This window comes from Mucilaginibacter sp. (genome assembly GCF_965201005.1).
GTDB lineage: Bacteria > Bacteroidota > Bacteroidia > Sphingobacteriales > Sphingobacteriaceae > Mucilaginibacter_A.
This window is the reverse complement of the sequence record NZ_OZ241747.1, coordinates 2,666,042-2,692,954: the sequence shown is the minus strand read 5'-3', so window position 1 is coordinate 2,692,954 and position 26,913 is coordinate 2,666,042. Positions and strand designations below refer to the sequence as shown.

General features: G+C 33.9%; 22 protein-coding genes. All 22 read left to right on the top strand.

The genetic code is table 11. From position 1 onward, the window contains the following. Nucleotides 1-309 precede the first annotated feature (309 nt). Nucleotides 310-2,790, top strand: a complete 2,481-nt coding sequence (locus ACOFKR_RS12400; RefSeq protein WP_419801120.1) for an SLBB domain-containing protein — start codon at nucleotides 310-312, stop codon at nucleotides 2,788-2,790. Nucleotides 2,791-2,831: 41 nt separating this feature from the next. Continuing rightward, nucleotides 2,832-3,899, top strand: coding sequence for a lipopolysaccharide biosynthesis protein (locus ACOFKR_RS12395; RefSeq protein ID WP_419801119.1), 1,068 nt, complete (start codon nucleotides 2,832-2,834; stop codon nucleotides 3,897-3,899). Nucleotides 3,900-3,951: 52 nt separating this feature from the next. After that, the gene (rfbF, locus tag ACOFKR_RS12390; protein WP_419801118.1) at nucleotides 3,952-4,725 is read left to right on the top strand and encodes a glucose-1-phosphate cytidylyltransferase; all 774 of its coding nucleotides are present in this window, start codon (nucleotides 3,952-3,954) and stop codon (nucleotides 4,723-4,725) included. A gap of 3 nt (nucleotides 4,726-4,728) precedes the next feature. Then, complete coding sequence (rfbG, locus tag ACOFKR_RS12385) at nucleotides 4,729-5,808, top strand: CDP-glucose 4,6-dehydratase (protein WP_419801117.1); 1,080 nt, start codon at nucleotides 4,729-4,731, stop codon at nucleotides 5,806-5,808. After that, on the top strand, nucleotides 5,801-6,706 hold the full coding sequence (locus ACOFKR_RS12380; protein ID WP_419801116.1) for an NAD-dependent epimerase/dehydratase family protein: 906 nt from the start codon (nucleotides 5,801-5,803) through the stop codon (nucleotides 6,704-6,706). The genes rfbG and ACOFKR_RS12380 overlap by 8 nt, the downstream gene beginning before the upstream one ends. 6 nt (nucleotides 6,707-6,712) lie before the next feature. Further along, nucleotides 6,713-8,431 carry a thiamine pyrophosphate-binding protein gene (locus ACOFKR_RS12375; RefSeq protein WP_419801115.1) on the top strand — a complete coding sequence of 573 codons (1,719 nt, stop codon included), beginning with the start codon at nucleotides 6,713-6,715 and terminating at the stop codon, nucleotides 8,429-8,431. Nucleotides 8,432-8,579: 148 nt separating this feature from the next. Then, nucleotides 8,580-9,881 carry a lipopolysaccharide biosynthesis protein RfbH gene (gene rfbH, locus ACOFKR_RS12370; protein WP_419801114.1) on the top strand — a complete coding sequence of 434 codons (1,302 nt, stop codon included), beginning with the start codon at nucleotides 8,580-8,582 and terminating at the stop codon, nucleotides 9,879-9,881. Nucleotide 9,882: 1 nt separating this feature from the next. Continuing rightward, nucleotides 9,883-10,794 carry a glycosyltransferase gene (locus ACOFKR_RS12365; protein ID WP_419801113.1) on the top strand — a complete coding sequence of 304 codons (912 nt, stop codon included), beginning with the start codon at nucleotides 9,883-9,885 and terminating at the stop codon, nucleotides 10,792-10,794. Nucleotides 10,795-10,796: 2 nt separating this feature from the next. Beyond that, complete coding sequence (locus tag ACOFKR_RS12360; protein WP_419801112.1) at nucleotides 10,797-12,080, top strand: lipopolysaccharide biosynthesis protein; 1,284 nt, start codon at nucleotides 10,797-10,799, stop codon at nucleotides 12,078-12,080. Further along, complete coding sequence (locus tag ACOFKR_RS12355; RefSeq protein WP_419801111.1) at nucleotides 12,070-12,696, top strand: acyltransferase; 627 nt, start codon at nucleotides 12,070-12,072, stop codon at nucleotides 12,694-12,696. The genes ACOFKR_RS12360 and ACOFKR_RS12355 overlap by 11 nt, the downstream gene beginning before the upstream one ends. Then, a complete protein-coding gene (locus tag ACOFKR_RS12350; protein ID WP_419801110.1) occupies nucleotides 12,693-13,592 on the top strand; it encodes an NAD-dependent epimerase/dehydratase family protein in 900 nt (299 codons plus the stop codon). The genes ACOFKR_RS12355 and ACOFKR_RS12350 overlap by 4 nt, the downstream gene beginning before the upstream one ends. Next, a complete protein-coding gene (locus tag ACOFKR_RS12345) occupies nucleotides 13,565-14,692 on the top strand; it encodes a glycosyltransferase (RefSeq protein WP_419801109.1) in 1,128 nt (375 codons plus the stop codon). The genes ACOFKR_RS12350 and ACOFKR_RS12345 overlap by 28 nt, the downstream gene beginning before the upstream one ends. A 13-nt stretch (nucleotides 14,693-14,705) precedes the next feature. After that, nucleotides 14,706-15,449: a glycosyltransferase family 2 protein gene (locus tag ACOFKR_RS12340; RefSeq protein WP_419801108.1), complete on the top strand. Its 744-nt coding sequence runs from the start codon at nucleotides 14,706-14,708 to the stop codon at nucleotides 15,447-15,449. 54 nt (nucleotides 15,450-15,503) lie between these two features. Continuing rightward, nucleotides 15,504-16,790, top strand: a complete 1,287-nt coding sequence (locus tag ACOFKR_RS12335) for an O-antigen polymerase (RefSeq protein WP_419801107.1) — start codon at nucleotides 15,504-15,506, stop codon at nucleotides 16,788-16,790. 66 nt (nucleotides 16,791-16,856) lie between these two features. Next, nucleotides 16,857-17,567 (top strand): glycosyltransferase family 2 protein, encoded by a 711-nt coding sequence (locus tag ACOFKR_RS12330; protein WP_419801106.1) that lies wholly within the window; start codon nucleotides 16,857-16,859, stop codon nucleotides 17,565-17,567. After that, on the top strand, nucleotides 17,552-18,310 hold the full coding sequence (locus ACOFKR_RS12325; protein WP_419801105.1) for a glycosyltransferase family 2 protein: 759 nt from the start codon (nucleotides 17,552-17,554) through the stop codon (nucleotides 18,308-18,310). The genes ACOFKR_RS12330 and ACOFKR_RS12325 overlap by 16 nt, the downstream gene beginning before the upstream one ends. 233 nt (nucleotides 18,311-18,543) lie before the next feature. Further along, the gene (locus ACOFKR_RS12320) at nucleotides 18,544-19,437 is read left to right on the top strand and encodes an NAD-dependent epimerase/dehydratase family protein (RefSeq protein WP_419801104.1); all 894 of its coding nucleotides are present in this window, start codon (nucleotides 18,544-18,546) and stop codon (nucleotides 19,435-19,437) included. Nucleotides 19,438-19,445: 8 nt separating this feature from the next. Further along, on the top strand, nucleotides 19,446-20,414 hold the full coding sequence (locus tag ACOFKR_RS12315; protein WP_419801103.1) for an MraY family glycosyltransferase: 969 nt from the start codon (nucleotides 19,446-19,448) through the stop codon (nucleotides 20,412-20,414). A gap of 288 nt (nucleotides 20,415-20,702) precedes the next feature. Continuing rightward, nucleotides 20,703-22,637 (top strand): nucleoside-diphosphate sugar epimerase/dehydratase, encoded by a 1,935-nt coding sequence (locus tag ACOFKR_RS12310; RefSeq protein ID WP_419801102.1) that lies wholly within the window; start codon nucleotides 20,703-20,705, stop codon nucleotides 22,635-22,637. A 240-nt stretch (nucleotides 22,638-22,877) separates the two neighbouring features. Beyond that, nucleotides 22,878-23,279 (top strand): hypothetical protein, encoded by a 402-nt coding sequence (locus ACOFKR_RS12305; protein ID WP_419801101.1) that lies wholly within the window; start codon nucleotides 22,878-22,880, stop codon nucleotides 23,277-23,279. Then, complete coding sequence (locus tag ACOFKR_RS12300; RefSeq protein ID WP_419801100.1) at nucleotides 23,276-24,961, top strand: capsule assembly Wzi family protein; 1,686 nt, start codon at nucleotides 23,276-23,278, stop codon at nucleotides 24,959-24,961. Before ACOFKR_RS12305 ends, ACOFKR_RS12300 begins: the two co-directional genes overlap by 4 nt. A 56-nt stretch (nucleotides 24,962-25,017) precedes the next feature. Then, nucleotides 25,018-26,661, top strand: a complete 1,644-nt coding sequence (locus ACOFKR_RS12295) for a capsule assembly Wzi family protein (protein WP_419801099.1) — start codon at nucleotides 25,018-25,020, stop codon at nucleotides 26,659-26,661. The last annotated feature ends 252 nt before the right edge of the window (nucleotides 26,662-26,913 follow it).

The following is a 26,913-nucleotide window of genomic DNA, read 5'->3' as shown; positions in this document are numbered from 1 at the left end:
AAGCATTGCCAACTTATAAACAGAAATTTAAACAGCCTCTATATATTAAAGATTTTAATGCTGAACCGGATAAACAGACTTGTATTTGTGATTATGCCTACGTTTAAATTAAGGCGATAAAAGAAGCATATACTGTTTTTATCGCCTAAAAATTAGAAAGTTAAAAACCGGCAGTGTTATCTAAATTAATCAAAATGTGAGTTTTAGGCTATTTGGAGGATGTTTTTAATAACACATAAATTAAATTACTTTTGCAAAAAATAGTTTCCCTTATCAGAAAAGTATTGATGATCTGATAATATTAAAAAAATGAACAACAGGATTTTTAGAACTTTTATATTTTTTGCATTTATCAGTTTCGGGTTGTTAAATAATGCACATGCGCAAGTTAATTTTCAAAACCTTTCTTCTGTTAATGTAGATAATTTAACCGATCAACAGATTAAAAAGCTGATACAAGATGCTCAAAATGCAGGTTTAAGTGATGCAGATTTGTTGCAACAGGCTCGTAGCCGCGGCGTGTCTCCAATCCAGATACAAAAACTGCAAGACCGTGTTCGTGATATCCGTAGCAAAAATCCTTCAAGTAATTCAGCAGACACTACAATTGATGGCAGAAGAAGGCCGAATTATAAAGAGGATAAGGATAGCGCAGATTCTTCCGCCACTCAACAGGATATCTTTGAAAGTTTAAAACCCAAAATTTTTGGTGCCGATCTGTTCAAAACAAAAAATAGTTCTTTCGAACCAAATTTAAAACTGGCAACACCTGTTAATTATATTGTTGGGCCCGAGGATCAGCTTAACATTAATGTCTATGGCAATTCTTTGGTCAACTGGAAGCTTGAAGTTTCTCCGGAAGGAAATATCAATATCCCGGGGATCGGTATTGTAAACGTATCGGGCAAAACGATAGAAAATGTAACCACACTGATAAAAAGTAAACTATCTGCCAATAATTACGCAATTGGACGGGGCACAAGTGTACAGGTAAGTTTAGGCAACATCCGTAGTATAAAAGTGATTATGATCGGCCAGTTGATGCGCCCGGGAACTTATACCTTATCATCTTTGGCTACTGTTTTTAACGCGCTTTATGTTGCCGGCGGCCCAAACGAAAACGGTTCTTTCCGGCAGATTGAAGTGATCAGAAACAACAAGATCATCAGGAGGCTTGATGTATATGATTTCTTGGTTAAAGGAGATCAAAAAGATAATATTTCCCTGCATGATCAGGACATTGTCCGGGTTCCAACTTACAGAACAAGGGTAGAAATGGCCGGTCAGGTAAAAATCCCGGCATTATTTGAAGTGCTGCCCGGCGAAAATTTGCAAAACATCATTAATTACGCAGGTGGTTTTACCGATAGTGCTTACACGGCAAGGATAAAAGTTTTACAGATAGATAACCAGCAACGCAAGCTGACTGATGTGGTTGAGGCGGATTACAGCAACTATATTCCATTAAGAGGCGATAAATATTTTGTATCCTCCATTATTGACCGGATTGAAAACCGGGTAACCATTAATGGTGCTGTTTTTAGGCCGGGAGAATTTGAATTGCAAAATGGTTTAACCTTATCTCAGTTGATTGCCAATGCGGCCGGATTAAAAGAAGATGCTTTTACAGAACGCGGTACTATTACCCGGTTAAAACCTGACAACAGTACAGAAATAATTGATTTTAGTGTTAAAGATGTTTTAAACAAAGTAAAGGACATTACTTTGCAGCGGGAAGATGTAGTTAATATATCCTCCATATTTGATCTTCGTGATAAATATACGGTTACTATAAATGGTTCTGTTAGAAAACCAGGGGTTTTTGCTTTTGGTGATAACATGAAAGTAGAAGATTTGATTTTAAAAGCCGGTGGTTTTGCGGAAGGTGCTACATCTAAACGGATTGAAGTTGCACGTAGAGTAAATGATGCAGATCCCAAATCAAAAAACACTAAAGTAGCACAAGTTTTTAGTGTGAATGTTGACAATAATTTAAAGGTAAGCGGAATAGACTTTATCTTGAAGCCGTTTGATATAGTTTCTATATACAGTTTGCCGGGATACGAGAAGCAAAAAACAGTAAAAGTGGAAGGAGAAGTTTTGTATCCGGGTTCTTATACAATTGAAACAAAAAATGAAAAAATATCAGATTTAATTAACCGTGCCGGCGGTTTAACCGTTTCTGCCGATGTAGGAGGCGGATCATTGAAAAGAGAAAATATAGCTATTTTAGGAATAGATAAAACAAAATCTGATACAACTGCCATAGCGCAGGAAAGGACAGATCGTTTAAACCGGTTAAAAAGGACCTACAAAGATTCTACCAAGACTGAAAATTCGCAACCACGAAACAACTATGTGGGTATTGATTTACAGAAAATCTTAAATACACCGGGATCTAAAATTGATTTATTATTGGAAGATGGGGATATATTAAGAATCCCAAAGCAACAGCAAATTGTACGCGTGAACGGAGAGGTTTTGTATCCAAGTGCTGTAGTGTTTGATAAAACAAAATCTTTTAAAGGGTATGTTTTAAATGCTGGTGGTTTCTCTCCAACAGCTTATAAAAGAGGCTCTTACATAATTTATCCGAACGGAACTGTGAAAGGTACTCGAAAGTTTTTATTTTTTAATAGTCATCCTTCCGTTAAGCCAGGGAGTGAAATTTATGTGCCTGTAAGACCTAAAAGTATCGGAAATACAATTGGTGCTATTTTAGGGTTTACCACAGGCTTGGCTTCATTGGGTGCGATTATTTTGGGCATAATAAGCGTTACTAAAAAATAATCTTTTTGAGATGCAGTTGAATAAGATTTTAAAGTTTTTTTATGGATAATAATATCAACGATAATCCTGACGAAATATCCTTAAAAGAACTTGTATTAAAATTAAGGTCTGCTTTTATTTATTTAAAAAGCAAGAGTGGCATAATAATACTATTTGGAGTTTTGGGAGGTACATTAGGGGTATTATATTCTATATATAAAAAGCCAATTTATACGGCAACAAGCACGTTTGTTTTAGAGGATAACAAAGCAGGCGGGTTAGGACAATATGCAGGTTTAGCATCACTCGCCGGAATAGATATTAGCGGTGGTGGTGCTAGTGGCATATTTCAAGGGGATAATATTCTAGAATTGTACAAATCGCGCGTAATGATTGAAAAAACCTTATTATCTAAAGTAAACATCAATGGTAAAGTTGAGCTTTTGATAGAACGTTATATAGATTTCAACAAATTACGTAATACTTGGAAAAAAAAAGATCATATAAATTCAATAAATTTTTATGGGAATCCAGAAAAATTTAATAGAAAACAGGATAGTATCATTACAAATATTGTAGAACTCTTTAATAAAAAAATATTAAATGTAGAAAAATTAGATAAAAAATTAAGTGTTATAAAAGTTGATGTTGCCAGTGAAGATGAACTCTTTTCAAAAGAATTCAATATTAAACTTGTAGAAACGGTGAACAATTTTTATGCACAAACTAAAACAAAGAAAAGTTACCAGAACGTGCAGATTTTACAAAAACAGGCAGATAGTGTTAAAAGGATTTTAAATTATTCCATAGGCGGAGTAGCTTCTGCTATTGATGCTGCACCAAATGCAAATCCGAACCAGTTGATTTTGCGTGTTCCTTCGCAGCGAAAGCAAGTAGATGTGCAGGCAAGTACGGCCATTTATAGTGAAATCGTAAAAAACCTGGAAGTTTCGCGAATGTCTTTGCTTCAGGAAACGCCTTTGATACAGTTGATAGACGAGCCGGTTCTGCCTTTGCCGGTAAATAAACTCGGTAAATTAAAAGGTATTGTTTTTGGGAGTGTTTTAGCAGGAATATTGGTAGTTTTCGTCCTGATTTTGAAAAAACTATCTAAAAGTATCATGAAATGAGCAAATTAAGAACACCTTTAATCAATTTATCAAAATCAAAAAATACCAATAAATGAAAGTTGTACTTCTGGCAGGCGGCTTAGGTACACGTTTATCTGAGGAAACGGTACTGAAGCCAAAACCTATGGTTGAGATCGGTGGAATGCCAATCCTTTGGCATATCATGAAAATTTATTCTGCGCACGGTTTTAACGATTTTGTAGTTTGTCTCGGCTACAAAGGCTACATGATTAAAGAATATTTTGCCAACTACTTTTTGCATAAATCTGATGTAACGATAGATCTAAGTAAAAATGCAATGGAGGTACATGATTCGCAAGCAGAACCGTGGAAAATAACTTTGGTTGATACTGGAAATGATTCTATGACTGGCGGACGCATAAAACGTATTCAGCCTCATATAGGTAATGAAACATTTATGCTGACATACGGTGATGGTGTAAGTAATATCAACATAAGAGAATTAGTTAATTACCACAAAGGGCACCGAAAGCTTTGTACGGTAACCTCGGTACAACCTTCAGGCAGATTCGGTGCCTTGGATTTAGGTGAGGATATGTCGGTAAATTCGTTTTTGGAAAAACCAAAAGGTGATGGATCATGGATTAACGGAGGATATTTTGTTTGCGAACCGGAAGTATTTAACTATATAAGTGAAGGAGATAAAACCGTTTGGGAGCAACAGCCAATGGAACAAATTGCTACCAGTGGGCAAATGAATGCTTTTAAACACGATGGTTTTTGGCGCCCTATGGATACGTTAAAAGACAAACACGATTTAATTGAAATGTGGGAAAATAATGATGCCCCCTGGAAAATCTGGTAAAAAATGTTTGATTTATTAAAAGAAGCATATAGCGAAAAGAAGGTATTTTTAACAGGCCACACTGGATTTAAAGGTGCTTGGATGTTAAAGCTTCTAAGCATGCTTGGTGCACAAGTGAGGGGTTATGCCCTTGCTCCTGATCATCCTAATAATCTTTACAATGCAATCGATGGCGGGCAATTTTGCGAGTCTATTATTGAAGATATAAGAAATAAAAGTGAACTAACACGACAGCTTTTAGATTTTCAACCCGATTTCGTTTTTCACCTGGCAGCACAGCCGCTGGTGAGATTATCTTACGAAATGCCGTTAGAGACTTTTGAAGTAAACGCGGTAGGAACAGCTAACTTATTAGACGCTGTTAGGAAGTTGAAAAAGAAGTGTCAGGTCGTATTAATTACAACCGATAAAGTTTACCACAATAATGAATGGCTATATCCCTATCGTGAAACAGACCGTTTAGGTGGCTATGACCCTTATAGTGCAAGCAAGGCTTGTGCAGAATTGGTTATTGATTCTTATAGAAATTCTTTTTTCAATCCAAATCATTATCAGCAACATCAAAAGGCGATCGCAGTCGGCAGGGCAGGTAATGTGATTGGTGGCGGCGATTGGGCGAAAGACCGGTTGATCCCGGACGTCGTATTGGCTTTATCGACTAATCAAACAATAAAAATAAGGAATCCAAAGTCGGTTAGACCGTGGCAACACGTTTTGGAACCAATCGTGGCGTATCTTATTTTAGGAAAAAAATTGGTTGATAATCCAATATATTTTAATCAATCTTACAATTTTGGACCATTTTCAACTGATGTACTTTCTGTTGAAGAAATGGTGAACTTAGCTATTGGCTTTTGGGGAAATGGCAGCTTTATAATCGACGACGTTGATGATGCGCCACATGAGGCAGGCTTGTTAAAGCTGGATATCAGTAAAGCAATCACCGAGCTGGGCTGGTATCCTAAAATGAGTGCTGAGAAAGCAGTACAACTTTCTTTAAAATGGTATCGGGAATTTATTTTAAATAGAAGTAACATTTGTTTTTACACAGAATCACAAATTCTAGAGTATCTGCATGACTAAAGTATTGGTAACTGGAATTACAGGTTTTTTGGGATCAGCAATCGCCGAGAAACTACTTTCGGAAAACTTTGATGTTGTTGGATTGATGAGACCAAACTCAGATGTTTGGCGATGTAAAGATTTTACCAGTAAGGTTTTTTGGGTAGAAGTTAACGAACACTGGCGACAAAATCTATTAGATCAAAGTCCGGATATAATTATACATTGTGCATGGATGGGAGTAGGTTCTGGCAGCAGAAATAACTGGAACGAACAAATAAAAAATATTGAGTTTCTAACCAATCTGTTGGAAATAGGAGCTGAAATTTCTGTAAAAAAAATTATTTTTTTAGGATCGCAGGCCGAATATGGACGAATGTTTGAAAAAGTAAACGAACAAAAAATGGCAGCGGCTTTAGACGCTTATTCTGCTGTTAAACTGTCTTCTTTAGAGATTGTAAAAGCTTTTTGCTCACTCAATAACATAAAGTGGGTTTGGTTGCGCGTTTTTTCTGTCTTCGGCGAAAAAGAAGATGAATCATGGCTGATACCTGCTCTTATTAAAATAATGCAAAAAAATAACGAAATGGATCTTACAGAAGGCCAACAAAAATATGCTTATTTATATGTACTTGATTTTGCCAAATTCATACATAAAATAGTTATTCATCAGGTTCCGTCGGGTATTTATAATCTATCCAGTGATACGACCCGTTCCATCAGAAGTATTGCCGAATCCATCAGAGATTTAGTAAATCCATCTTTTAAGCTTAACTTTGGGGCAATTCCTTATCGGCCAAATCAATCTATGTATGTAGAAGGTGATATAAGCAAATTGACTGGGTCGATTGGTGAAATTGACTTTACCGACTTTGAGTTGGCTTTACGTAAAACGATAGGTTATTATCTAACAGAATAGAATTTAATGAAAGTATCAGATTTCATTGCTGAATTTCTTCAAAAAAAGGGTATAAAAAGTGTATTTGAATTATCTGGCGGAATGATTACCCATTTGTTAGATTCCATTAGTCAAAAAACTGATATCCACATTTATACGATGCATCATGAACAATCTGCAGCATTTGCTGCGGAAGCTTGCGGCAGAATTACTGGTTTACCAGGTATTGCATTGGCCACCAGCGGACCCGGTGCAACAAATCTTTTAACTGGAATTGGAAGCTGTTTTTTTGATTCATCACCTGCAATTTTTATTACCGGGCAGGTGAACAGGCATGAGCAAAAAGGCAAAAGGAATATTCGTCAATTAGGGTTTCAGGAAACAGACATTGTAACTATGGCAAAACCAGTTACAAAAGCCAGCTTTCAGATAGATGATCCTGCAAGAGTGGAGCAAATTTTTGAAGATGCCTATCGGATCGCTTTGGAAGGAAGGCCCGGCCCTGTGCTTATTGATATTCCAATGGACATACAAAGAGCACAAATCGAACCACAATATAAAGAGCAAGCGCAAGATAATTATGTTACTGTTAAGGATGAAGTAATCAAACAGTTAGTGTTGGATTTGAAGAAAGCTAAAAATCCCCTGATCCTTGCTGGAAGAGGCATAAAAGCTTCGGGGTCTCAAACATTCTTTAGCGAATTTATAGTTCATACCAAAATTCCGGTTGTTACCACGTTACTCGGGATCGATACGATATCATACGATCATCCGCAAAGAGTGGGTTTTATCGGAAGTTATGGTAATCGATGGGCTAATATGGCAATTGGAGAGTGTGATTTATTAGTGGTTTTAGGTAGTCGGTTAGATATTCGGCAAACTGGGGCAGATGTTAATTTTTTTAGTAATCGCAAAATTTATCACATTGATTGCGAAATAGGAGAAATCAACAATCGAATCAAAGGGTGTATTGAAATATCGGCGGACTTGAAATCTTTTTTTCATCATTTTAAAGATTATTATGGCAATCAAACTTTCGACGTAAAAACAGAATGGATTAAACAAATAAACTCCTTAAAAGAAGCATGGCCTGATGTTAAAGAGTTGTCTCCTAAAGGTATAAATCCAAATGAATTTATACATTCATTGTCGAAGGTTTCAAAAGCTGCTAAAGCTTACCTTGCCGACGTTGGAAGCCATCAAATGTGGTGCGCGCAATCAATAGAATTGGAAGAAGGGCAATATTTTTTAACCTCGGGGGGCATGGGCGCGATGGGTTTCGCCCTTCCGGCATCAATTGGGACTAGTATTTCGTTGAACAAAAACCCAGTAGTAGTAATTATTGGTGATGGCTGTATGCAAATTAATATTCAGGAACTACAGACTATAGTTAGGAATAACTTACCGGTGAAAATTGTGGTTTTAAACAATAGGACATTAGGTATGATAAGGCAATTTCAAGATACTCATTTCGAGTCACGATATCAATCCACCTATTGGGGATATGATGCACCCGATTTTGCTAAAGTTGCATTGGCATACGGGATTGATAGTAAAACAATTGTTGCGCCAGAAGAGACGGAAGAAGCTGTTGAATGGTTTTGGACAGAAGAAAATCGCCATAAACCGCAGTTATTGCAAGTAATGATCGATCCGCATACCAATACTTATCCAAAGATTGCCTTTGGCAAACCAATAACCGAAATGGAACCTTTTTTTAAACCAGTGGATATGGAAAGTACATAATTATATGTATGAAAGAAGTTAATTATCCACAATAATATGCTTCTTTTATCAATTAAAAAATGGTTAAGTTATTGAAGCTACATCGAAACATTGTACTAAAAGAAGCTTTTGAAAAATAAATAAAACCTCTTACAATAAAATTAAGTAAATGCTTAAAAACGTTACAGATAACAGCTTGGAGCAAGGTCTGAGGGAAATAGCAAGGCAAAAAACCAGTCAGATCATTATACCCGGTGAAAATTATATTCCGGTAACAGGCAAGGTTTTAGACGAAGAAGATATCATGTTTGGCGTTGATGCTGCTTTGGACGGATGGCTCACGGCCGGCCGTTTTGCAAATGTTTTCGAGAAAAATTTCGCTGATTACTTCAAAGCTCCGAAAGCACTATTAGTTAACTCAGGCTCTTCTGCCAATCTTGTTGCATTTTACGCATTAACATCACCAAAGTTAGGCGAACGTGCGGTGAAGCCAGGCGATGAAGTTATCACCGTGGCGGCCGGCTTTCCAACAACGGTAAACCCAATGATCCAATTTGGTGCTGTACCGGTTTTTGTTGACGTAAATATCGCTACCCATAATGTTAAAGCAGAAGATATAGAAGCAGCAGTTTCGCCCAAAACTAAAGCAATTATGATCGCCCATTCTTTAGGGAATCCATTTGATTTGGATGAGGTTATGCGAGTTGCCAAAAAATATAATCTTTGGGTTGTGGAAGATGATTGTGATTCATTGGGTGCAACTTATATGAGTAAAAAAACAGGTACATTTGGCGATATTGCTACTTTTTCATTTTATCCTGCGCATCATATTACAATGGGCGAAGGTGGTGCAGTTCTGATTAATAACCCTCAACTGGCGAAGATTGCCGAAAGCTTTCGTGATTGGGGCCGGGATTGCTATTGCGAACCTGGAAAAGACAACACCTGCGGATGTCGGTTTTCGCAGCAGTTAGGCTCTCTGCCTTTTGGTTACGATCACAAATATACTTATTCGCATATTGGTTTTAATCTTAAAGTGACTGATATGCAGGCTGCTTTTGGCGTTTCACAACTGAAAAAACTCGATCATTTTGTTCAGCGACGCCGCGAAAATTATCAGGCTCTTTATGCCCGTATGAAGGAGTTTGAGGAAGTATTTATTTTACCTGAACCAACTCCAAACAGCGAGCCGTCATGGTTTGGTTTTTTACTGACGCTGCGGGAGGGGGATGCCGCAGATCGGCACATGCTTGTACAACATCTGGAAGAAAAGAAAATTGGCACAAGATTGCTTTTTGGTGGAAATTTGTTAAGACAACCAGGATATGCAAATATCAATTACAGGAAAATCGGAGATTTGCCCAATACCGATATTATTATGAATCAATCTTTTTGGCTGGGGGTGTGGCCTGGTTTGGATGAAACACATTATGATTATATGACAAATGTAATTAAAGACTATCTAAACTAATATGACTGTTGATTTTTTAGATGATGTTTTAACTGTTGTTATACCAACATTCAATCGGTTAGATATGCTAAAAAAAATACTAGATACAATACCTCGTACAATTCGTGTAATTATCAGTGATAACGGCTCAAGCGTTCCTGACGAGTTTGTATCATTTTATCATGATTTCACTTTTGTAAAAACCAGTAGATTACTTGAGCCATTAGAAAATTGGAACAATTGTATCAATCTGGTCAAGACAGAATGGTTTACTATTCCTTCTGATGATGATCTCTACTATTGTAATTCATTCGAACTTATTGCTAAATATTTAAAGTCAGATCATTTGAGCGATACATTGATATTTGGTCATAATGTTATAAACGAAACTGATAAAGTTATTGATAGCTGGAAACCAAATACGTATAAGAAAATGAGTCCGCCGTTCTCTTATTCAATATTTAAATATGGTGTAGATGCAAGGTTTCCAGGCTTGATTTTCAAAAAAAATATTGTTATGATGAATGGAGGTTTCGATACATCGTATAAAATTACTGCCGGAGATAGCAAACTTATCCAACAATGTTTGCTAAAAGGGACAGTAACATTTATTCCCGAAGTCTTGGCTGCTTATCGAGTTTGGCATAACAATTCTACAACGTTAACTCTGGGAACAACTGAATGGTTAAACGAGATTGATAGATGGCAGGATGAAATACTTGTTGAAGCTGTTTTTTTTTTTGGGATTAAAGGGATTAAGATAGATCAAAAAAACATAAAAGACGAGGTTTATGCTAAAAATTTGATTGGAGGTATACTAAGTAATAAAAGAAATTCTGGCTTTATCCGCGCTGTGAAATTTATAAATTCTGTTAGGTTTCCTTGGAGAGCTAAACTGAGCACTAAACTAAGAATACTTAAAGCTCTATTTTAAAAGTGAATATCAACCATACAGTAGCAAGATCAATTATTGGATCTGCAATATTCAAGCTATCGGCAGCTGCAGTATCTTTTATATCAGTTCCTTTATTATTAAATGCCCTTGGCACAAATGATTATGCTATATGGGTAACCATGACAACACTGGTTGCCTGGTTAAATTTATTTGACTTTGGTTCAGGATACAGTTTGAAAAATAAAGTTACTGAAGCTTTAGCAAATAAAAATTTGTCAGAAATTCAGCCATTGATTGCAGGGACTATACAGTTCTACCTGATTATGACAGTGCTAATTTTATTTTGTTTTTTGTGTTCATTGGTATTTGTTGGAGTTTTCAAATCTCATAGTTCACTTGCAATACTTATTTATTTGCCTATCATATTTTCATTTCCGTTTACGTTAGGGCATTTTATTATACAGGGTTTAAAAAAATTTAATTTTTTTTATGGGGTAATGTTTTTACAATCCTTAAGTTGGCTTGCAATAATTGTTATATTTAAAAATGGATACATTAAATCAAGTATTAATGTATTAGCTATTTGTTTTAGTATGCTGTTTGTATTTGCAAATGGCACGATTTACTTTATCTCTTTAAAAGAAATCAAATTTAAATTTAAAGCTATTGTCAATTTCAAAAACTTTAGTTCATCTAAGACAACAATATTATTGGGGGGGAAATTTTTTTTTCTACAATTATCTTCATTGTTTTTGTATTCTTTAGGGAATGTTTTAACCTACAATCATCTAAATTTAATTAAGGTTGCACAATTTGATACAGTAAATAAAATATATTTGATGGGTATAACGGTTTTCAATATTATAATTTCTGTTTACTGGGCAGAAATATCACAAGAAAAGGCATTAAGAAACAAAAAAAAATTATTATTGCTTTATAATCAACTTATTCTACTTTCAAGTTTGTTCGTTTTTGGCTGTGCAGCCATTACTTTAGTAATGCCCAACATTATATACATTTGGACAAAGCATATTATAATGATAAATCTAAATCAGTTATATCCATTCTTGTTGTTAGTGTCAATACAAGCTTTTTCATATTCTGGAGCTGTAGTTTTAAATGCATTTGAGAAGTTAGATGTACAAATCATACTATCTTTACTTTCAGCTATATTGATTATACCAATGTCTAATTTATTATTTAAACATAACATCGGATTGGGGACAGTCCCTTTGGCTTCTTCTATACTCACACTGCCAACTTTAGTATATTTAATGCATAAAAGCAGGAAATGTATTGTAAAATTTAATCAAAATGATATCTGATGGAATAAAGTTTTTAAAAAAGATAATCCATAAAACAAGGTTTGATAAGATAAAAAGCTTTATAAAGGTAGGGAAGTCACACTTTTTGGAAGGCTTTGATTTAAGAATTAACAATCCTATAAAAGATAAAATTTATCTTAATGTGGGCAATGATTGTATATTAAACTGTAATGTTATATTTGAATCGTCGAATGGAAAAATCACAATAGGTGATAAAGTATTTATAGGGAATAGTACACTGATTTGTCGTACACAAATAATTATTGAAGATTTCGTTTTTATAGCATGGGGAGGATATATTTATGATCACAATTCTCATTCTATTGATTATTTACAACGGCAAAAGGATATTGAACAACAACTTAAAGATTTAAGAGATGGCAGGAATTTTATAGAAAACAAAAATTGGGACAATGTTGTCAGTAAGCCAATAAAAATTTGCACCAATGCTTGGATTGGTATGAATTGTATAATACTAAAGGGAATTACTATTGGTGAAGGAGCTATTGTGGCTGCTGGAAGTGTGGTTACTAAAGACGTGAAATCATGGACTATTGTTGGTGGTAATCCTGCAACTTTAATAAAAGAAATTCCGGAATATTTAAGAACAAAATGAAAATAATAATTATAGGTTCACAAGGTTTTATAGGTTCACATGCTTTTGATTATTTTTCAGTGAACAATGAAGTTTTGGGGGCAGATGTTATAGATAATGTTGATCAGGAAAACTATATTCAACTTGATAAGCAAACTACTGACTATAATCCCATTTTCGAAAAAAATCAATTTGATGTTTGTATTAATGCTAGCGGTAACGGTAGTGTTCCTATATCTATAAATTTACCGGTATTTGATTTTGAGTTAAATACTTTTAATACAATTAAAGTTTTAGAGGCAATTAAAATTCATAACCCTAATTGTAAATTTATAAATTTATCATCAGCGGCAATTTATGGTAACCCACTTAAACTTCCTATCAATGAAACGGATCAAGCAAGGCCCCTGTCCCCGTATGGTTGGCATAAATTATACTCAGAGCAAATATGTAAAGAGTATTTTTATTTATATAATATAAAGACTATAAACTTACGATTATTCTCAGTGTATGGAGAAGGTTTAAGAAAACAACTTTTTTGGGATATTTATAAAAAGTGTTTGAGAAATAATAAAATAGAGTTGTTTGGAACCGGGGCAGAAACCAGAGATTTTATTTATATAAAAGACTTAATTGTAGTTTTGAAATTCATTATTGAAGATGGCCTGTTTAACGGAGAATCGGTGAATGTGGCATCTGGGATCGAAACTACCATTAAAGAGGCAGCAACTATATTTTGTAAAGAAATTGATCCAGAAATATCCATTACATTTAATAATTTAGTAAAACCGGGTGATCCTCATAATTGGAGAGCTGACGTTTCTTTGCTAAACTCTTTTGGCTGTCAGACAACAACAGAAATAAATGTTGGATTAAAAAATTTAGTAGAATGGTTGAAAGAAAGCAAATTACATTAGTATATCAATATAATGATAATTGGATAGGAGGAGCTTACTATATTTTGAATATAATTAAAGCTTTACTTACTTTAAGTGATACTTTAAAGCCATGTATCAATGTTGTTTACAACGAAGCATCTTCACTACGAACAATAAAAGAAGTTAAATACCCTTATATAAATTTTATTTATTGTGATTTACATTATAATTTTATTCAAAAATTCAGTATTAAGTTTTTAGGGAAGTATATATTCAAAAAGAAGATAAATTACGATGAAATAAATAATTTATATCCTATACACCCAATAATAAATCTTCATAATGTCAACTCTGGCTTACATTGGATACCAGATTTTCAAGAACGTTATTTACCGCATTTTTTTTCAAAAAAAGAAATTAAACAAAGGGAAAATCTATATTCTAACATAGTCAATACTAAGTATCCTATAGTTTTTAGTAGTGAAAATGCAAAAAACGATTTTGAGAAGTTTTATCCAAACCATAAGAATAAAAAGTATGTGCTAAAATTTGTTTCAGTGCTTGATTCAAGTTATAAAAATTTGCAAATTGCTGATTTGTTAAAGCAATATAATGTTACTAAACCATACTTTATTGTTCCAAATCAATTTTGGAAGCACAAAAACCATCAAGTTATTTTAAATGCAATTTTATTAATGAAGAATGAAAACTTTAGCTTTCAGGTTGTATTTACAGGAAAAGAAAAAGATTATAGAAATCCAGAATATGTAAATGATCTGAAAAAATTTGTTCTAGATAATCAAATAGAAGACAAAGTTAGATTTCTTGGTTTTATAGATCGCGATCATCAATTACAGTTAATGAAAAACTCTTTATCTATTATTCAGCCGTCTCTTTTTGAAGGATGGAGTACTGTTGTTGAAGATTGTAAAGCATTGAATCATTTTATTGTTGTTTCTGATATTCCCCTTCACCGAGAACAAGTTTCAAACAATTGTTTATTTTTTGATCCGATAGATGCGGATGATTTATCCGGCAAAATGAAATATCTTTTGAATAAGAATCTTAAAATTGTGAAAATTAGCTACGATGAACTTATAATAAAATTTGTAAAGAATTTCCTTTCTCTTATGGAATAAATCTGTTTTAAAAATGAAAGAATTTCCTGTTATATCTATTATAACTGTAGTATTCAACGCTGTAGAAACCATAGAAGACACAATAAAAAGTGTGATTGATCAAAGGTATCATAATATTGAATATATCGTTATAGATGGAGGATCAACTGACGGAACAAAAGAAATAGTAAAAATATACCAGGCAAAAATAAAATATTTTATAAGTGAAGGTGATCGTGGTGTTTACGATGCAATGAACAAAGGAGTAAAAATAGCAACTGGGGATTTTGTTTATTTTTTGAACTCTGGAGATATATTGCTTGCAAATCTTGAAAAAATTATTAAATTTTTAAAAAGTGAAAAAAGCATTATTTATGGAGATAGTTATTGGATTGGTAAACATATTTTATATTACGGAAAAACTTCTAAATGGAAGATAATTAGAAATAACATTTGTCATCAGTCTATTTTTTATCCCAAAAATATCTTTAATAAATATTCATATGATCTAAATTACAAAGTATTTGCTGATTATTATTTAAATGTAAGTTTAATGGCTGATAAATCTTATAGTTTTATCTATATACCAGTATTAATTTGTTCTTTTGATGATACTGTTGGATTAAGTAAAAAAATCAAAGACTTACATTTTAAAAATGATTTAGTAAAACTAGTTAAGGCAAAATACTCCATAATCACTTACGCATATTTTATTGGTTACAAAGCCGCTTATACAGTTATAAGACCCGTGTTTTCTAAGTTAGGAATAGTAGATTAAGAGGGGGGATTTATCCTTATTTATTTAATACGCTTCTTATAACAGATATAGTTGATGGAGTTTGGAGAGTTTTTTATATTAATATATCAAGATTTATACTTTTACGGTACAATTTATTTGTTGTTCCTTTTACTTTATTTCTTCATTTTCAAAAATGAAATATGGGGCATTTTAGATCCTCTACTTTTAGAAACTATTTCCATGGGCAGTGCAGCATTTTGTGTGTTTGTATTGGCTTATCTCAATAGCATAAAATATAAATATCTTTTTTCATTTGTTGCAACTGAATTAGGTTTAATTATAGGGATTAAAATATCTAAATATTTACCTAAAATAATATTTAAAAACCCCATATTTAAAAATCAAAATCCAAATAGTTTTGCTATTTTTCTATTTATAACTGAAATCCTTTCTTTAACAATGGAAATCATATCATTGGTAACCATTGGTATAGTAGTTTTAAACGAAAATATCAACCATGTATCAGCATATGAAGGATTTGGAATAATTAAAGCTTTTCTTTTTTCGTCAAGAAGTATACTTTTTACATCTTTGATATATAAGAAATTTCACTTAAAAAAGAAATATTCGATATTTGATATCATTTGTTTTATAATAATGTTTTTAGGAACTGTAACAAACGGTTCTAAATCAGCTATTTTAAGTTTTTTTTCTATTTATTTTATTTCCATATATCCTGATGTATATAATGGGATAAGAAGAAAACTAAAAATCAACTTTTTACTTATTTTAGCTATTGTATCATTTCCACTACTTGTTATAACTTTAACTAGTAATAGGAATTTACTATCTAGCTTACTTGCATTATTTGGACGTTTTGTTGCTAGTGGAGACGTTTTTGTATTAGGATATAATGATGCTGTATTAAAACATATAAAAGAAAGTTCATTTTTTAGATATGTATTTTATCCCGGCTTTGGAACAATTTTAAAAACAATTGGAATCAGTATAACCCCACCTAGTATAATTGGTTATGATATTAATGAATATTGGTATAATAATCGCGAAGTTGGTCCTAACGCCAGACATAATTATCTTGGCTTAGTTTTTTTTGGATATTATTGGAGCATTCTGTACTCTTCTTTATTGGGTTTCATATTTGGATATGCGAGAAAGCTATACAAAAACAGCAACCCTGCTAAACAAAACTATGCTGTTCATATTTTTTTAGTCCTTTTCATATTATATGCATTTACTATCATTACAGATATTAATGTTTTTTTAAATAATATTTTTTGGATAACTGCTTTAATTATAATAATTTTTGGAATGTCAAAAGTTTTTTTTCATATAATTAAGCTTTCTAAATTAAATAAGTAAGAGTTGCAATAGTTTGCTGTTTTTAATGTTTTAATAATAACTTCAAGTATAATGGTTTCTGTTTGCATGGCAACATATAATGGTTGCCAATATATTTATGAGCAGGTTAGCTCAATTTTAAATCAACTTGATGCTTGTGATGAATTGATTATATCTGACGATGGTTCAACTGATAATACCGTTGCAATTGTTAATAGTTTCAATGATGCAAGGATAAAAGTTTATACACATAAAAGCTCTGGAAGGCCAACAGAAAATTTCCAAAATGCACTTATAAGAGCTAAAGGAGAGTTTATATTTCTTTCGGATCAAGACGATATTTGGATTGAAAATAAATATGATAAACTAAAGGAGTTACTATTAGTATATGATTTGGTTGTGAGTAATTCTATAATAGTTGACGAAAATCTTAATAAACTTAATCCTTCTTTTTTTGCCTACCATAGATCAAAAAAAGGGATATTCAGAAATGCAATTAAAAACTCTTATTTTGGTTCATGTATGGCTTTCAGGAGTGAAATATTAAAATACGCATTACCATTTCCTACGTCAAGTGAAATTGGTCATGATGTGTGGATTGGATTAGTTGCTGAAATTACAGGAAAAGTTTTTTTTTATAATGAAGCGTTAATTTTATATCGGAGGCATTCTTCAGCAGTAACTTCACATGCAATTAGTAAAAGTAAAAGAAGTTTTTATAAAAAAGTATTCGGTAGATTGGTAATGCTACAGCATGTTATTATTTTTTATATCAAGTATAAATGGAAAAAGGCTTAGTGTCTATTATAACACCCCTTTACAATGGGGAACGGTTTGTAGCTGAAACGATTAATTCTGTTTTGAGCCAGACATATTCAAACTGGGAAATGATTGTTGTTAACGATGGTTCTAAAGACCGTGGTGCGGATATTGTTTCAAACTATTTATCCAAGGAACCAAGGATACAACTTGTAAATCAATCAAACGGTGGTTCAGCTTCAGCCAGAAACAATGGTATAAGAAGAGCAAGCGGGCAATACATAGCACTATTGGATGCAGACGATACTTGGGATCCTGGTTTCCTGGAAAGCCAAATGAACTTTATGGAAAGTATGAATGCCATATTAGTTTATTCTTCACATAGGCGTATCAATGAAAATTCTGAGGAAATCCTGACTCCCTTCATTGTTCCAAATCAAGTTGGTTACAAAGAAATGCTTAAAACATCTTCAATTTCTTGTTTAACGGGGATTTATAACATAGAAAAGTTCGGGAAGGTATATTTAAGGGAAGAACTTAAAAGTTACAGGGATGATTATGTTTACTGGTTAGAAATCATAAAAAAGGTAGGCGTAGCATACGGCAATCAAAAAATTATTGCTAATTATAGAGTAATGAATTCTTCTACAACTGGTAGAAAAAGGAAGCTAATCATCCCCCATTTTATGGTGTTTTATAAAGTTGAAAAGCTTGGTTTAGTAAGAAGTTTATATTACACAATAAGTTGGGCAATTAACGGATTTTTTAAATATAGAAAATAGCTAAAATGTTTCTTTTGAATAATTTTGTTTATTTTGAATTTTAGCTTTAGTGAAATTAAGACAAAATTAAATATCTTGTTAAACATATTTTCATGCTTCTTTTATCGGTATAAAATCCGAAAAACAAGATTTATTACAAAATTGGATTTATGAAGGTACTTCATTCATAATATTTATATGTATCTTAATTGTCTATCCACAAAAGAACCATTACATAATTTGAAACATTATTTATGATTTTACTAACCGGTTCTTCTGGCTTTTTAGGCCAACAAATATTGAGTACAATCAATAGAGATAATATTAAAACATTGAGTCGTCAACAGCAATCGGATTTTGTAACTGATTTGGTATCTACAGTTCCCGAATTGGATCTTCGAATTACAACAGTAATACATTGTGCAGGTCAGGCACATATAGTTCCAAAAACTGTAGGACAAAAGCAGAGGTTTTATGGCGTAAATGTCCAAGGTACAAGAAACTTAATCAAAGGTTTGGAACAATGCAAAACTTTGCCAAAAGCTTTTGTGTTCATTAGTAGTGTATCCGTTTATGGTGTCGAAAGCGGTAATTTGATTGATGAAGCAGCTCCTATATTGGCAAAAGACCCTTATGGAGAAAGCAAAATCCAAGCTGAAAATTTGATTCAGCAATGGTGTTCAAAAAATAATGTGATTTGTACAATTTTAAGGCTTCCACTTTTAGCAGGACCAAACCCTCCGGGAAATTTACGCTCAATGATTAAAGGTATCAAATCAGGTTACTATTTTAACATTGCAGAAGGAAAAGCAAAAAAAAGCATGGTTTTAGCAGAAGATGTTGCTAAAATTATCCCAATTGTAGCTGATATAGGTGGAATTTATAACTTAACAGATCGGTATCACCCTACTTTTTACGAACTTTCGGAAATTATAGCCCAACAATTAGGAAAATCTAATTCAAAAAATATTCCAAAATGGACGGCAGATATCATGGCTCAAATTGGGGATTTGATAGGTTCAAAAGCACCAATTAATTCTAAAAAACTAAATAAGATAACCTCAGATCTAACTTTTGATGATTCAAAAGCTGTTGCAGCTTTCGGTTGGAACCCAACACCTGTATTAAAAGGATTTAAAATTAAATAATACAAGTAATGCCCTTATACTTTGTTGTTATTAGTTTCGTCATACTGTTTTCAGCAGAACTTTTTTATTTTAAAATTGCCGATCATTTCAACATCATCGACAAACCCAACCACCGCAGTTCACATACGGCAATCACCATTCGCGGCGGCGGTATAATTTTTCCTGTTGCACTTCTTTTGTATGCTGTTTTTATGGGTGTAAATTATCCATACTTTCTTTTGGGGCTGCTGCTGATTAGCTTTATCAGTTTTCTGGACGACATACGAGAGCTTAGCAATAAAATCAGGATATTAGTTCATTTGATCGCTGTCGCCTTGCTTTTTCTACAGGTCGGCATGTTATCGTTTGCGTTTTACTGGGTCTTACTGGGATTGGTGTTTGTAATAGGCACCATCAACGCCATCAATTTTATGGATGGCATCAATGGGATTACAGGCGGATACGGATTGATTACACTTGCTGCATTATATTATATCAACATACACGTGATCAGATTTACAGATATTAATTTTTTACTTATAGCTATTTTGTCGGTTTTGGTTTTTAATTTCTTCAACTTCCGCACAAAAGCAAAATGTTTTGCAGGCGATGTTGGTAGTGTAAGCCTGGCGTTTATTATTGTATTCTTTTTATTGCAGCTTATGATTAAAGCCGGAAACGTAACTTACGTGTTGTTACTTTTGGTTTATGGTTTAGATACCATCACCACGATTGTGTTCAGGCTAATTAGAAAAGAAAATATTTTTAAAGCCCATAGAAGTCATTTTTATCAGTATTTAGCCAACGAAAAAAAAATACCTCAACTATTGGTTTCTGCTGCATACGTGTTTTTTCAAGTCCTGTTCAATTATATTATCATTTTTTATTTAACAGGTTCAGTTATAAAAACTTTAGAATTTGCTGGTGTTATTATCATTGCTTTCCTGATTGTAAGGATAGCACTCGAAAAGCCAAAAAGATTGTTTACTGTAACGTAACCTGCTATTTTAACGTACAATTATATAAATTGAATTATTAGTTTTGTGCAATTAAGTAGAAAACAATATTTACATGATGTTAGGGCCTGTTTATAAACTATATCCAAAAAAATGCAATGCTTCTTTTACCCTATAAAATTTGGTGTCAGCCTCGATTTTAAATAAAAAACCCACCATTTTTTAGGTGATAAAAGAAGTATCTAAAACAGATTCAACAAATTTTAAAAAGGTCTTAATTTCAATGTTGAGCTAAATTTTTTTAAAAGCGCAATTTAATTGTAATCACTCATGACTTCAGCCTCCCTTCTAAACCAGTTAAATATTGTACCCAGATGGATTATATTTTTAATCGATATTTTGATTTGCTGGTTGGCACTTACTGTGGCTTATCTTGTAAAATCAAATTTTGATTTATCCAGATTAGATTATATCCAATTTAGCCAGAACATTTTAATTGTATCAGGTATAAGTGCTATTGCTTTTTTTATAGTTAAAACTTATTCGGGTATTATCAGATATACGGGCCTGCAAGATTCTTTCAGGATTCTCCTTGCTGTAGTTATTAGCAACAGCATACTGTTTTTAGCAGATATAATTTTGGTTGCTTTCAAAAAAGAACCTTTCATTTCCAGTCAAATATTGATCATCAATGTTGGTGTCTGTTTTATATTGATGATGACGTACCGGTTCCTGGTCAAATACTTTTTTTTTTACGTTAAAAACCTCAAGCTTGACAAAAAACGCGTAATAATTTACGGTGCAGGACAATCCGGTGTAGCTGCAAAAAGAACCTTTGACCATGATTATAAAGTGAACAAAAATATTATTGCTTTTGTAGATGACGATCAGCGGAAAGTTGGAAAAATGATCGATGGCATTAAAATACTGGATGCACAAAACCTGATGCTTTTGATTGAAACGCGTGAGTTGGATGAAATTATATTTGCCTCATATACCATTCCATTTGATCAGAAAAACAAAATTGTTGATTTATGTTTAGAAAGCAACATCAATGTATTAAATATACCACCTTACGATGTTTGGCCCAGCGGCAAATTAAAACCGGCACAAATTCAAAACATTAATATTGAAGATTTATTAAACAGAAAAGCCATACAAATTGATACTACCAGTATCCAGAATGAACTAAAAGGAAAAAGGATTTTGATTACCGGTGCAGCCGGTTCTATTGGAAGTGAAATTGTACGGCAATTGTTGAAGTTTGATACCGGTTTAATTATCATGTGCGATCAATCAGAAACTGCATTGCACCATTTATATCTTGAAACAGAAGATAAACATGCCAATACCAATTTTCATGCTTTTATCGGGGATGTAAAAGATGCAAACCGGATGAACCATCTTTTTGAAACTTACAAACCACATTATGTATATCATGCAGCAGCTTATAAGCATGTCCCTTTGATGGAAGATAATGCATCCGAAGCCATAAAAACCAATGTTTTAGGAACCAAGACGATCGCTGATCTTGCTGTAAAGTTTAGTGTGCAAAAATTCGTTATGATTTCTACGGACAAAGCGGTAAACCCGACAAATGTTATGGGTGCTTCAAAACGGATTGCAGAAATTTATGTGCAATCTTTAAATAAATTCATTAATAAATCCAATGAAGATATTGAAAGTAAATTTCAATCCGGTACAAAATTTATCACTACTCGTTTTGGTAATGTTTTAGGGTCAAATGGTTCTGTAATCCCGCGTTTTAAAGAGCAGATAGAAAAAGGTGGCCCGGTAACTGTAACTCACCCTGAAATTACAAGATATTTTATGACGATCCCTGAAGCGTGCAGACTTGTTTTAGAGGCAGGTTGTATGGGAAAAGGTGGTGAAATTTATATATTTGACATGGGTAAATCTGTAAAAATCATCGAATTAGCAAAAAGAATGATTCGATTAGCCGGATTAACCCCTAATCAGGATATTAAAATTGAATTTTCAGGATTACGACCGGGCGAAAAATTATTTGAAGAACTGTTAAATGATCATGAAAACACAATGCCAACTCATCATGAAAAGATAATGATTGGAAAAGTGAGGGAGTATTTATTTGAAGAGGTAGAAACACAGATAAAAAAATTAATAAATAATGCACAATTCAATGATGATTTACAAGTAGTAAAAAGTATGAAGCAGATTGTGTCAGAATTTAGAAGTAAAAATTCTGTTTTTGAGCAGTTAGATACAGTCTCAAAAACTAATTAGATGAAAATAAAGTTGTTTCTATTATTTTGTTTGATTCAATTATTGTCTTGTAAAACTAACGTTGATAATGAAACCCAGGTTTATCATAATGATTTTGAATCCAAGAACTTAACTTCAATCCAAAATGGCATCATTGGCCAATTCAACGGCTCAAACGTTCTTGGAAATTATTACAATCAAAACTTTATTCTATCCCTAAACGATCTTCCAACACATGATTTAATATCTATAACATTTGATTTGTACATACATGATCAATGGGGCGGTAACCAATCTTCCCTTTTCGGTCCTGATATTTGGCAAATGCTGGCTGATGGCAAAATTTATATCAACACCACGTTTTCAAATGCAGTTTGTGGCGTAAATACTTTTTGTCCGCCGCAATCCTATCCTGATAATTATCCAAACAGTAACCATAATCCAAAATCCGGTGCTTATCAAACCAACCTTCCCGGTTTTTGCAGTATGAAAGGCATAGCCGGCTGGACAACCTTATACAAAATCAGTAAAACTTTCACGCATAAAAGCAATACCTTATCTTTAGAATGCTTGGACAAGTTATTGAAAACAGATTCTTCAAATCTTAAATGTGACGAAAGCTGGTCTGTTGATAATTTAGTGGTTAAGACAATTAAATTATGAAGCGCATTGCTGGCCTTGCTTTATTGTTGTTTGCTCAACTTGGATCACGGGCACAATCGTTGCCTGTTGGTTTTCCGGCAATTGAAGATTATTTCAGGCGTTCGCAGTTGCAAGGTTTGGTTGATTCCAATGTTTCTTTTACCGTTCGGCCGGTATTTCCTAACAGTATTGATTCAAAAGCAACTGTTTTTTACCCTGATAACCAGGAAAAAAAGTATAACCTGCTAAATCTAAAAAACCTTGACCAGCTTGGCGGTAAAAAAGTACAAGTTCAACTTTTGCCGTTTAGTTTTCAATCTCAAATTAATTCTGATCATCCTTATGGTTGGAATGACGGCTCGATGATTCCGGCAGCAGGTTTGCAAACACAATTGTCCGGCGGTGTGTATTTAAAATATGGTGTACTTTCTTTTCAGTTTAAACCAGAGATAGTTGTTGCAGAAAACGCTGATTTTGAAAATTTTAACCATAACCAGTATGATGTAATTTTTGCCCGGTATTATGATATATACAATAATATTGATTTGCCGGTACAATTCGGTACTGGTACATATACAAAAGCTTACTGGGGCCAAAGTAGTATCAGGTTAAATTATAAAGCTTTTTCTTTTGGTCTGTCAACAGAAAACCTTTGGTGGGGGCCGGGCATAAGAAACTCTTTGCTAATGAGCAACACGGCACCGGGTTTTAAACACTTAACACTTAACACATTAAGACCGATAAAAACAGCAATTGGCTCTTTTGAAGGCCAGATAATTGCAGGAAGGTTAGAAAATTCCAACTATGCGCCGCTGCAACCGGACCATGATTATTTTGGTACAAACCTGAATGTTCCAAAACCAAACGACTGGCGGTATTTGTCTGGCTTTGTATTAACATGGCATCCCAAATGGGTTTCAGGTTTGTTTTTAGGTTACGATCAAAGTTCACAAGCATACGGTAAAAATTTAAGCGGGGTTAAAGATTATCTTCCGTTTTTTTCTCCTGTAAAAACAGTATCTGCACCAGATCAACCCATTAATAAACAAGACAGGTTAAGTGCAGCTTTTATGCGTTGGGTTTGGGAGAAAGAACATGCAGAAGTTTATTTTGAATTTGGCCATTACAACAATCCTTCAAGTTTTTTACAAACCTTACTTGCACCAGAAAGAGCAAGGGCATACATTTTTGGTTTGCGTAAATTAATGCCTTTTAACACAGCCAGAAATGAGCACATTTTAATTAGTTTGGAAGCTACCCAACTGCAGGAAACCAACATCAATGATATTTTGACCGGCAAAGAATGGTATGTTAGCCAGGGAATACGGCAAGGGTACACCAACAGGGGCGAAGTAATTGGTGCCGGGATTGGGCCTGGTGCAAATTTGCAAACTTTAGATGTAAGCTGGGTGCGCGGATTGAAAAGGTTAGGGATTCAGTTGGAAAGATATGTGCACAATGATGATTTTGTTTACTACGCTTTTTCAGATAGTCAGGATTACAGCAGGCATTGGGTGGATCTGAGCCTGGCTGTAAGCGGCGAATGGAATTATAAAAACCTGATTTTTAACGGAAAGGTTCAGGGCATACAATCTTTAGATTATCAATGGTATTTAAATGGCAATCATAATGATCCAACATTTGTAAATCAAACCAGCAAGTTTAATTTACAAGTTCAGGCTGGTGTTTCTTATAGATTTTAAAAAAAGTGTTGATAAAAAAAGTATTTTATTTTTGCTGTTTTTACTGCTTCATTTTTATGCAGCAGCGCGCCGATGCCCAGACCATTCCGGTTGGTACACCTGTACTGGAAGACTATTATCGCAGGATGCAGCTTTTGGGCAAGTTGGATTCTGATTATTCTTTTTCTGTTCGGCCGGTTTCTCCAAAATACCTGATAAAAGAAGCAGATGTTTTTGATCCGGACAGTTCTTTAAGCAAGGATAATTTTTTCAGGCTAAAGCCGGTTACTTTTGCTAAGGGCAAAGGTTATTTCCAAGTGCTGCCTTTAACCTGGCAGCAACAATATAATTCGGATCATCCTTATGGTTTGAACGATGGTCCGATGATTCCGGCAAAAGGTTATCAAACGTTGATCAGCGGAGGCTTTTTTGTAAAATATGGCCCGTTGAGCATCCAATTGCGACCAGAATATGTGTATGCCGCTAATCAAAACTTTAAAGGTTATGCTTCAGGGCATAATGATCAGGATTTATCAGCATACTACGCATTTCACAATTTGATAGACTGGCCGGAACAGTTTGGTACAGGCACTTACCAAAAAGTAACCTGGGGACAAAGTAGTGTCCGGCTTACTTTCAGTCCAATATCAATAGGCTTATCAAATGAAAATATCTGGTGGGGGCCGGGCATACAAAACGCACTGATCATAAGTAATAACGCGCCTGGGTTTAAACACATCACCTTAAATACTGTAAAACCTATAAAAACTTATATTGGTTCTTTTGAAGGAGAAATTATCGCAGCCCGTTTAGAGGGTTCCGGATTTGCGCCTTTAGAAGAAACAAAGTTAGTCGATGGCACCAATTTGTTTGTACCAAAAAGAATGGATTGGAGATATTTCACAGGATTTAATTTGAATTATCATCCTAAATGGGTTCATGGCTTGACTTTGGGTTTAACAAGAACCTTTGATGCATATAAAGGAGATGTGAAAGGGTTTAGCGGTTATGTGCCTTTCTTTATTTCTTATCAGAAAGTAGTTTCAGGAGTAAACGGAGACCCTTTTCCAAGAGACCAATACACCTCTGCGTATGCACGCTGGCTATTGACAAAAGCACATGCGGAAGTTTATTTTGAATATGGTTTGAATGATAATTCCTATAATTTTCGTGATTTTATCCAATCACCCCAACATTCCAGAGCTTACATTTTTGGCTTGAGGAAAATGCTTCTTTTAAATAATAATCAACAACTACTGTTTGGTGCCGAGATAACACAATTATCTCAAACAGCAGATCGGATAGTTAGGGATGCCAGCGGATGGTATATTCATAGCGCGGTTACCGATGGACAAACTAACCAAGGTCAGGTTTTGGGTGCTGGCACCGGTTCCGGAGGTAACCTGCAATCTTTTAATTTAAGTTGGTTGTGTGGCCTTAAAAAATTAGGGATCGGGTTGTCGAGATATGAACATGATGTGGATTTTAGCACTCCAAACTTTCCAGATATCAATGGCAACAGCCGGAAATGGGTAGATTTTGCTTTTGCTTTGAATGGGGAATGGAATTACAAAAACCTGATCTTCAATGCCAAACTTCAGGAAATTAAATCCTTGAATTATGAATGGATTTTAAAAGACTATACAGCAGGTCAGTATTATGTCCCGCACAACGATGTATATAATTTCCACGGGGAACTTGGCGTAGCTTTCCGTTTTTAAGCTTTTCTGCCGATGCTTCTTTTAGCACTATAAATTCATTATGCAAGAAGTGGTATAAACTTATTTGAAAATTAGACTCAGTTTAAGTATTGCCCCAAATTTTATATGCTTCTTTTACCACCTAAAATTTGGTGGTTTTAATGGGGTTTTTCTATCTGAAACAATTTAAAAAACAAAATTTACAGACATAAAAGAAGCACCATACATCATTTGACAGAAATTTAAACAGGCTCTTATTGTTATGCTTCTTTT

Excerpts from the sequence above, each read along its gene's own strand:
- ACOFKR_RS12400 (WP_419801120.1), top strand. The coding sequence starts at position 310 with ATGAACAACAGGATTTTTAGAACTTTTATATTTTTTGCATTTATCAGT.
- ACOFKR_RS12395 (WP_419801119.1), top strand. The coding sequence starts at position 2,832 with ATGGATAATAATATCAACGATAATCCTGACGAAATATCCTTAAAAGAA.
- rfbF (WP_419801118.1), top strand. The coding sequence starts at position 3,952 with ATGAAAGTTGTACTTCTGGCAGGCGGCTTAGGTACACGTTTATCTGAG.
- rfbG (WP_419801117.1), top strand. The coding sequence starts at position 4,729 with ATGTTTGATTTATTAAAAGAAGCATATAGCGAAAAGAAGGTATTTTTA.
- ACOFKR_RS12380 (WP_419801116.1), top strand. The coding sequence starts at position 5,801 with ATGACTAAAGTATTGGTAACTGGAATTACAGGTTTTTTGGGATCAGCA.
- ACOFKR_RS12375 (WP_419801115.1), top strand. The coding sequence starts at position 6,713 with ATGAAAGTATCAGATTTCATTGCTGAATTTCTTCAAAAAAAGGGTATA.
- rfbH (WP_419801114.1), top strand. The coding sequence starts at position 8,580 with ATGCTTAAAAACGTTACAGATAACAGCTTGGAGCAAGGTCTGAGGGAA.
- ACOFKR_RS12365 (WP_419801113.1), top strand. The coding sequence starts at position 9,883 with ATGACTGTTGATTTTTTAGATGATGTTTTAACTGTTGTTATACCAACA.
- ACOFKR_RS12355 (WP_419801111.1), top strand. The coding sequence starts at position 12,070 with ATGATATCTGATGGAATAAAGTTTTTAAAAAAGATAATCCATAAAACA.
- ACOFKR_RS12350 (WP_419801110.1), top strand. The coding sequence starts at position 12,693 with ATGAAAATAATAATTATAGGTTCACAAGGTTTTATAGGTTCACATGCT.
- ACOFKR_RS12345 (WP_419801109.1), top strand. The coding sequence starts at position 13,565 with ATGGTTGAAAGAAAGCAAATTACATTAGTATATCAATATAATGATAAT.
- ACOFKR_RS12340 (WP_419801108.1), top strand. The coding sequence starts at position 14,706 with ATGAAAGAATTTCCTGTTATATCTATTATAACTGTAGTATTCAACGCT.
- ACOFKR_RS12335 (WP_419801107.1), top strand. The coding sequence starts at position 15,504 with ATGGAGTTTGGAGAGTTTTTTATATTAATATATCAAGATTTATACTTT.
- ACOFKR_RS12330 (WP_419801106.1), top strand. The coding sequence starts at position 16,857 with ATGGCAACATATAATGGTTGCCAATATATTTATGAGCAGGTTAGCTCA.
- ACOFKR_RS12325 (WP_419801105.1), top strand. The coding sequence starts at position 17,552 with ATGGAAAAAGGCTTAGTGTCTATTATAACACCCCTTTACAATGGGGAA.
- ACOFKR_RS12320 (WP_419801104.1), top strand. The coding sequence starts at position 18,544 with ATGATTTTACTAACCGGTTCTTCTGGCTTTTTAGGCCAACAAATATTG.
- ACOFKR_RS12315 (WP_419801103.1), top strand. The coding sequence starts at position 19,446 with ATGCCCTTATACTTTGTTGTTATTAGTTTCGTCATACTGTTTTCAGCA.
- ACOFKR_RS12310 (WP_419801102.1), top strand. The coding sequence starts at position 20,703 with ATGACTTCAGCCTCCCTTCTAAACCAGTTAAATATTGTACCCAGATGG.
- ACOFKR_RS12300 (WP_419801100.1), top strand. The coding sequence starts at position 23,276 with ATGAAGCGCATTGCTGGCCTTGCTTTATTGTTGTTTGCTCAACTTGGA.
- ACOFKR_RS12295 (WP_419801099.1), top strand. The coding sequence starts at position 25,018 with ATGCAGCAGCGCGCCGATGCCCAGACCATTCCGGTTGGTACACCTGTA.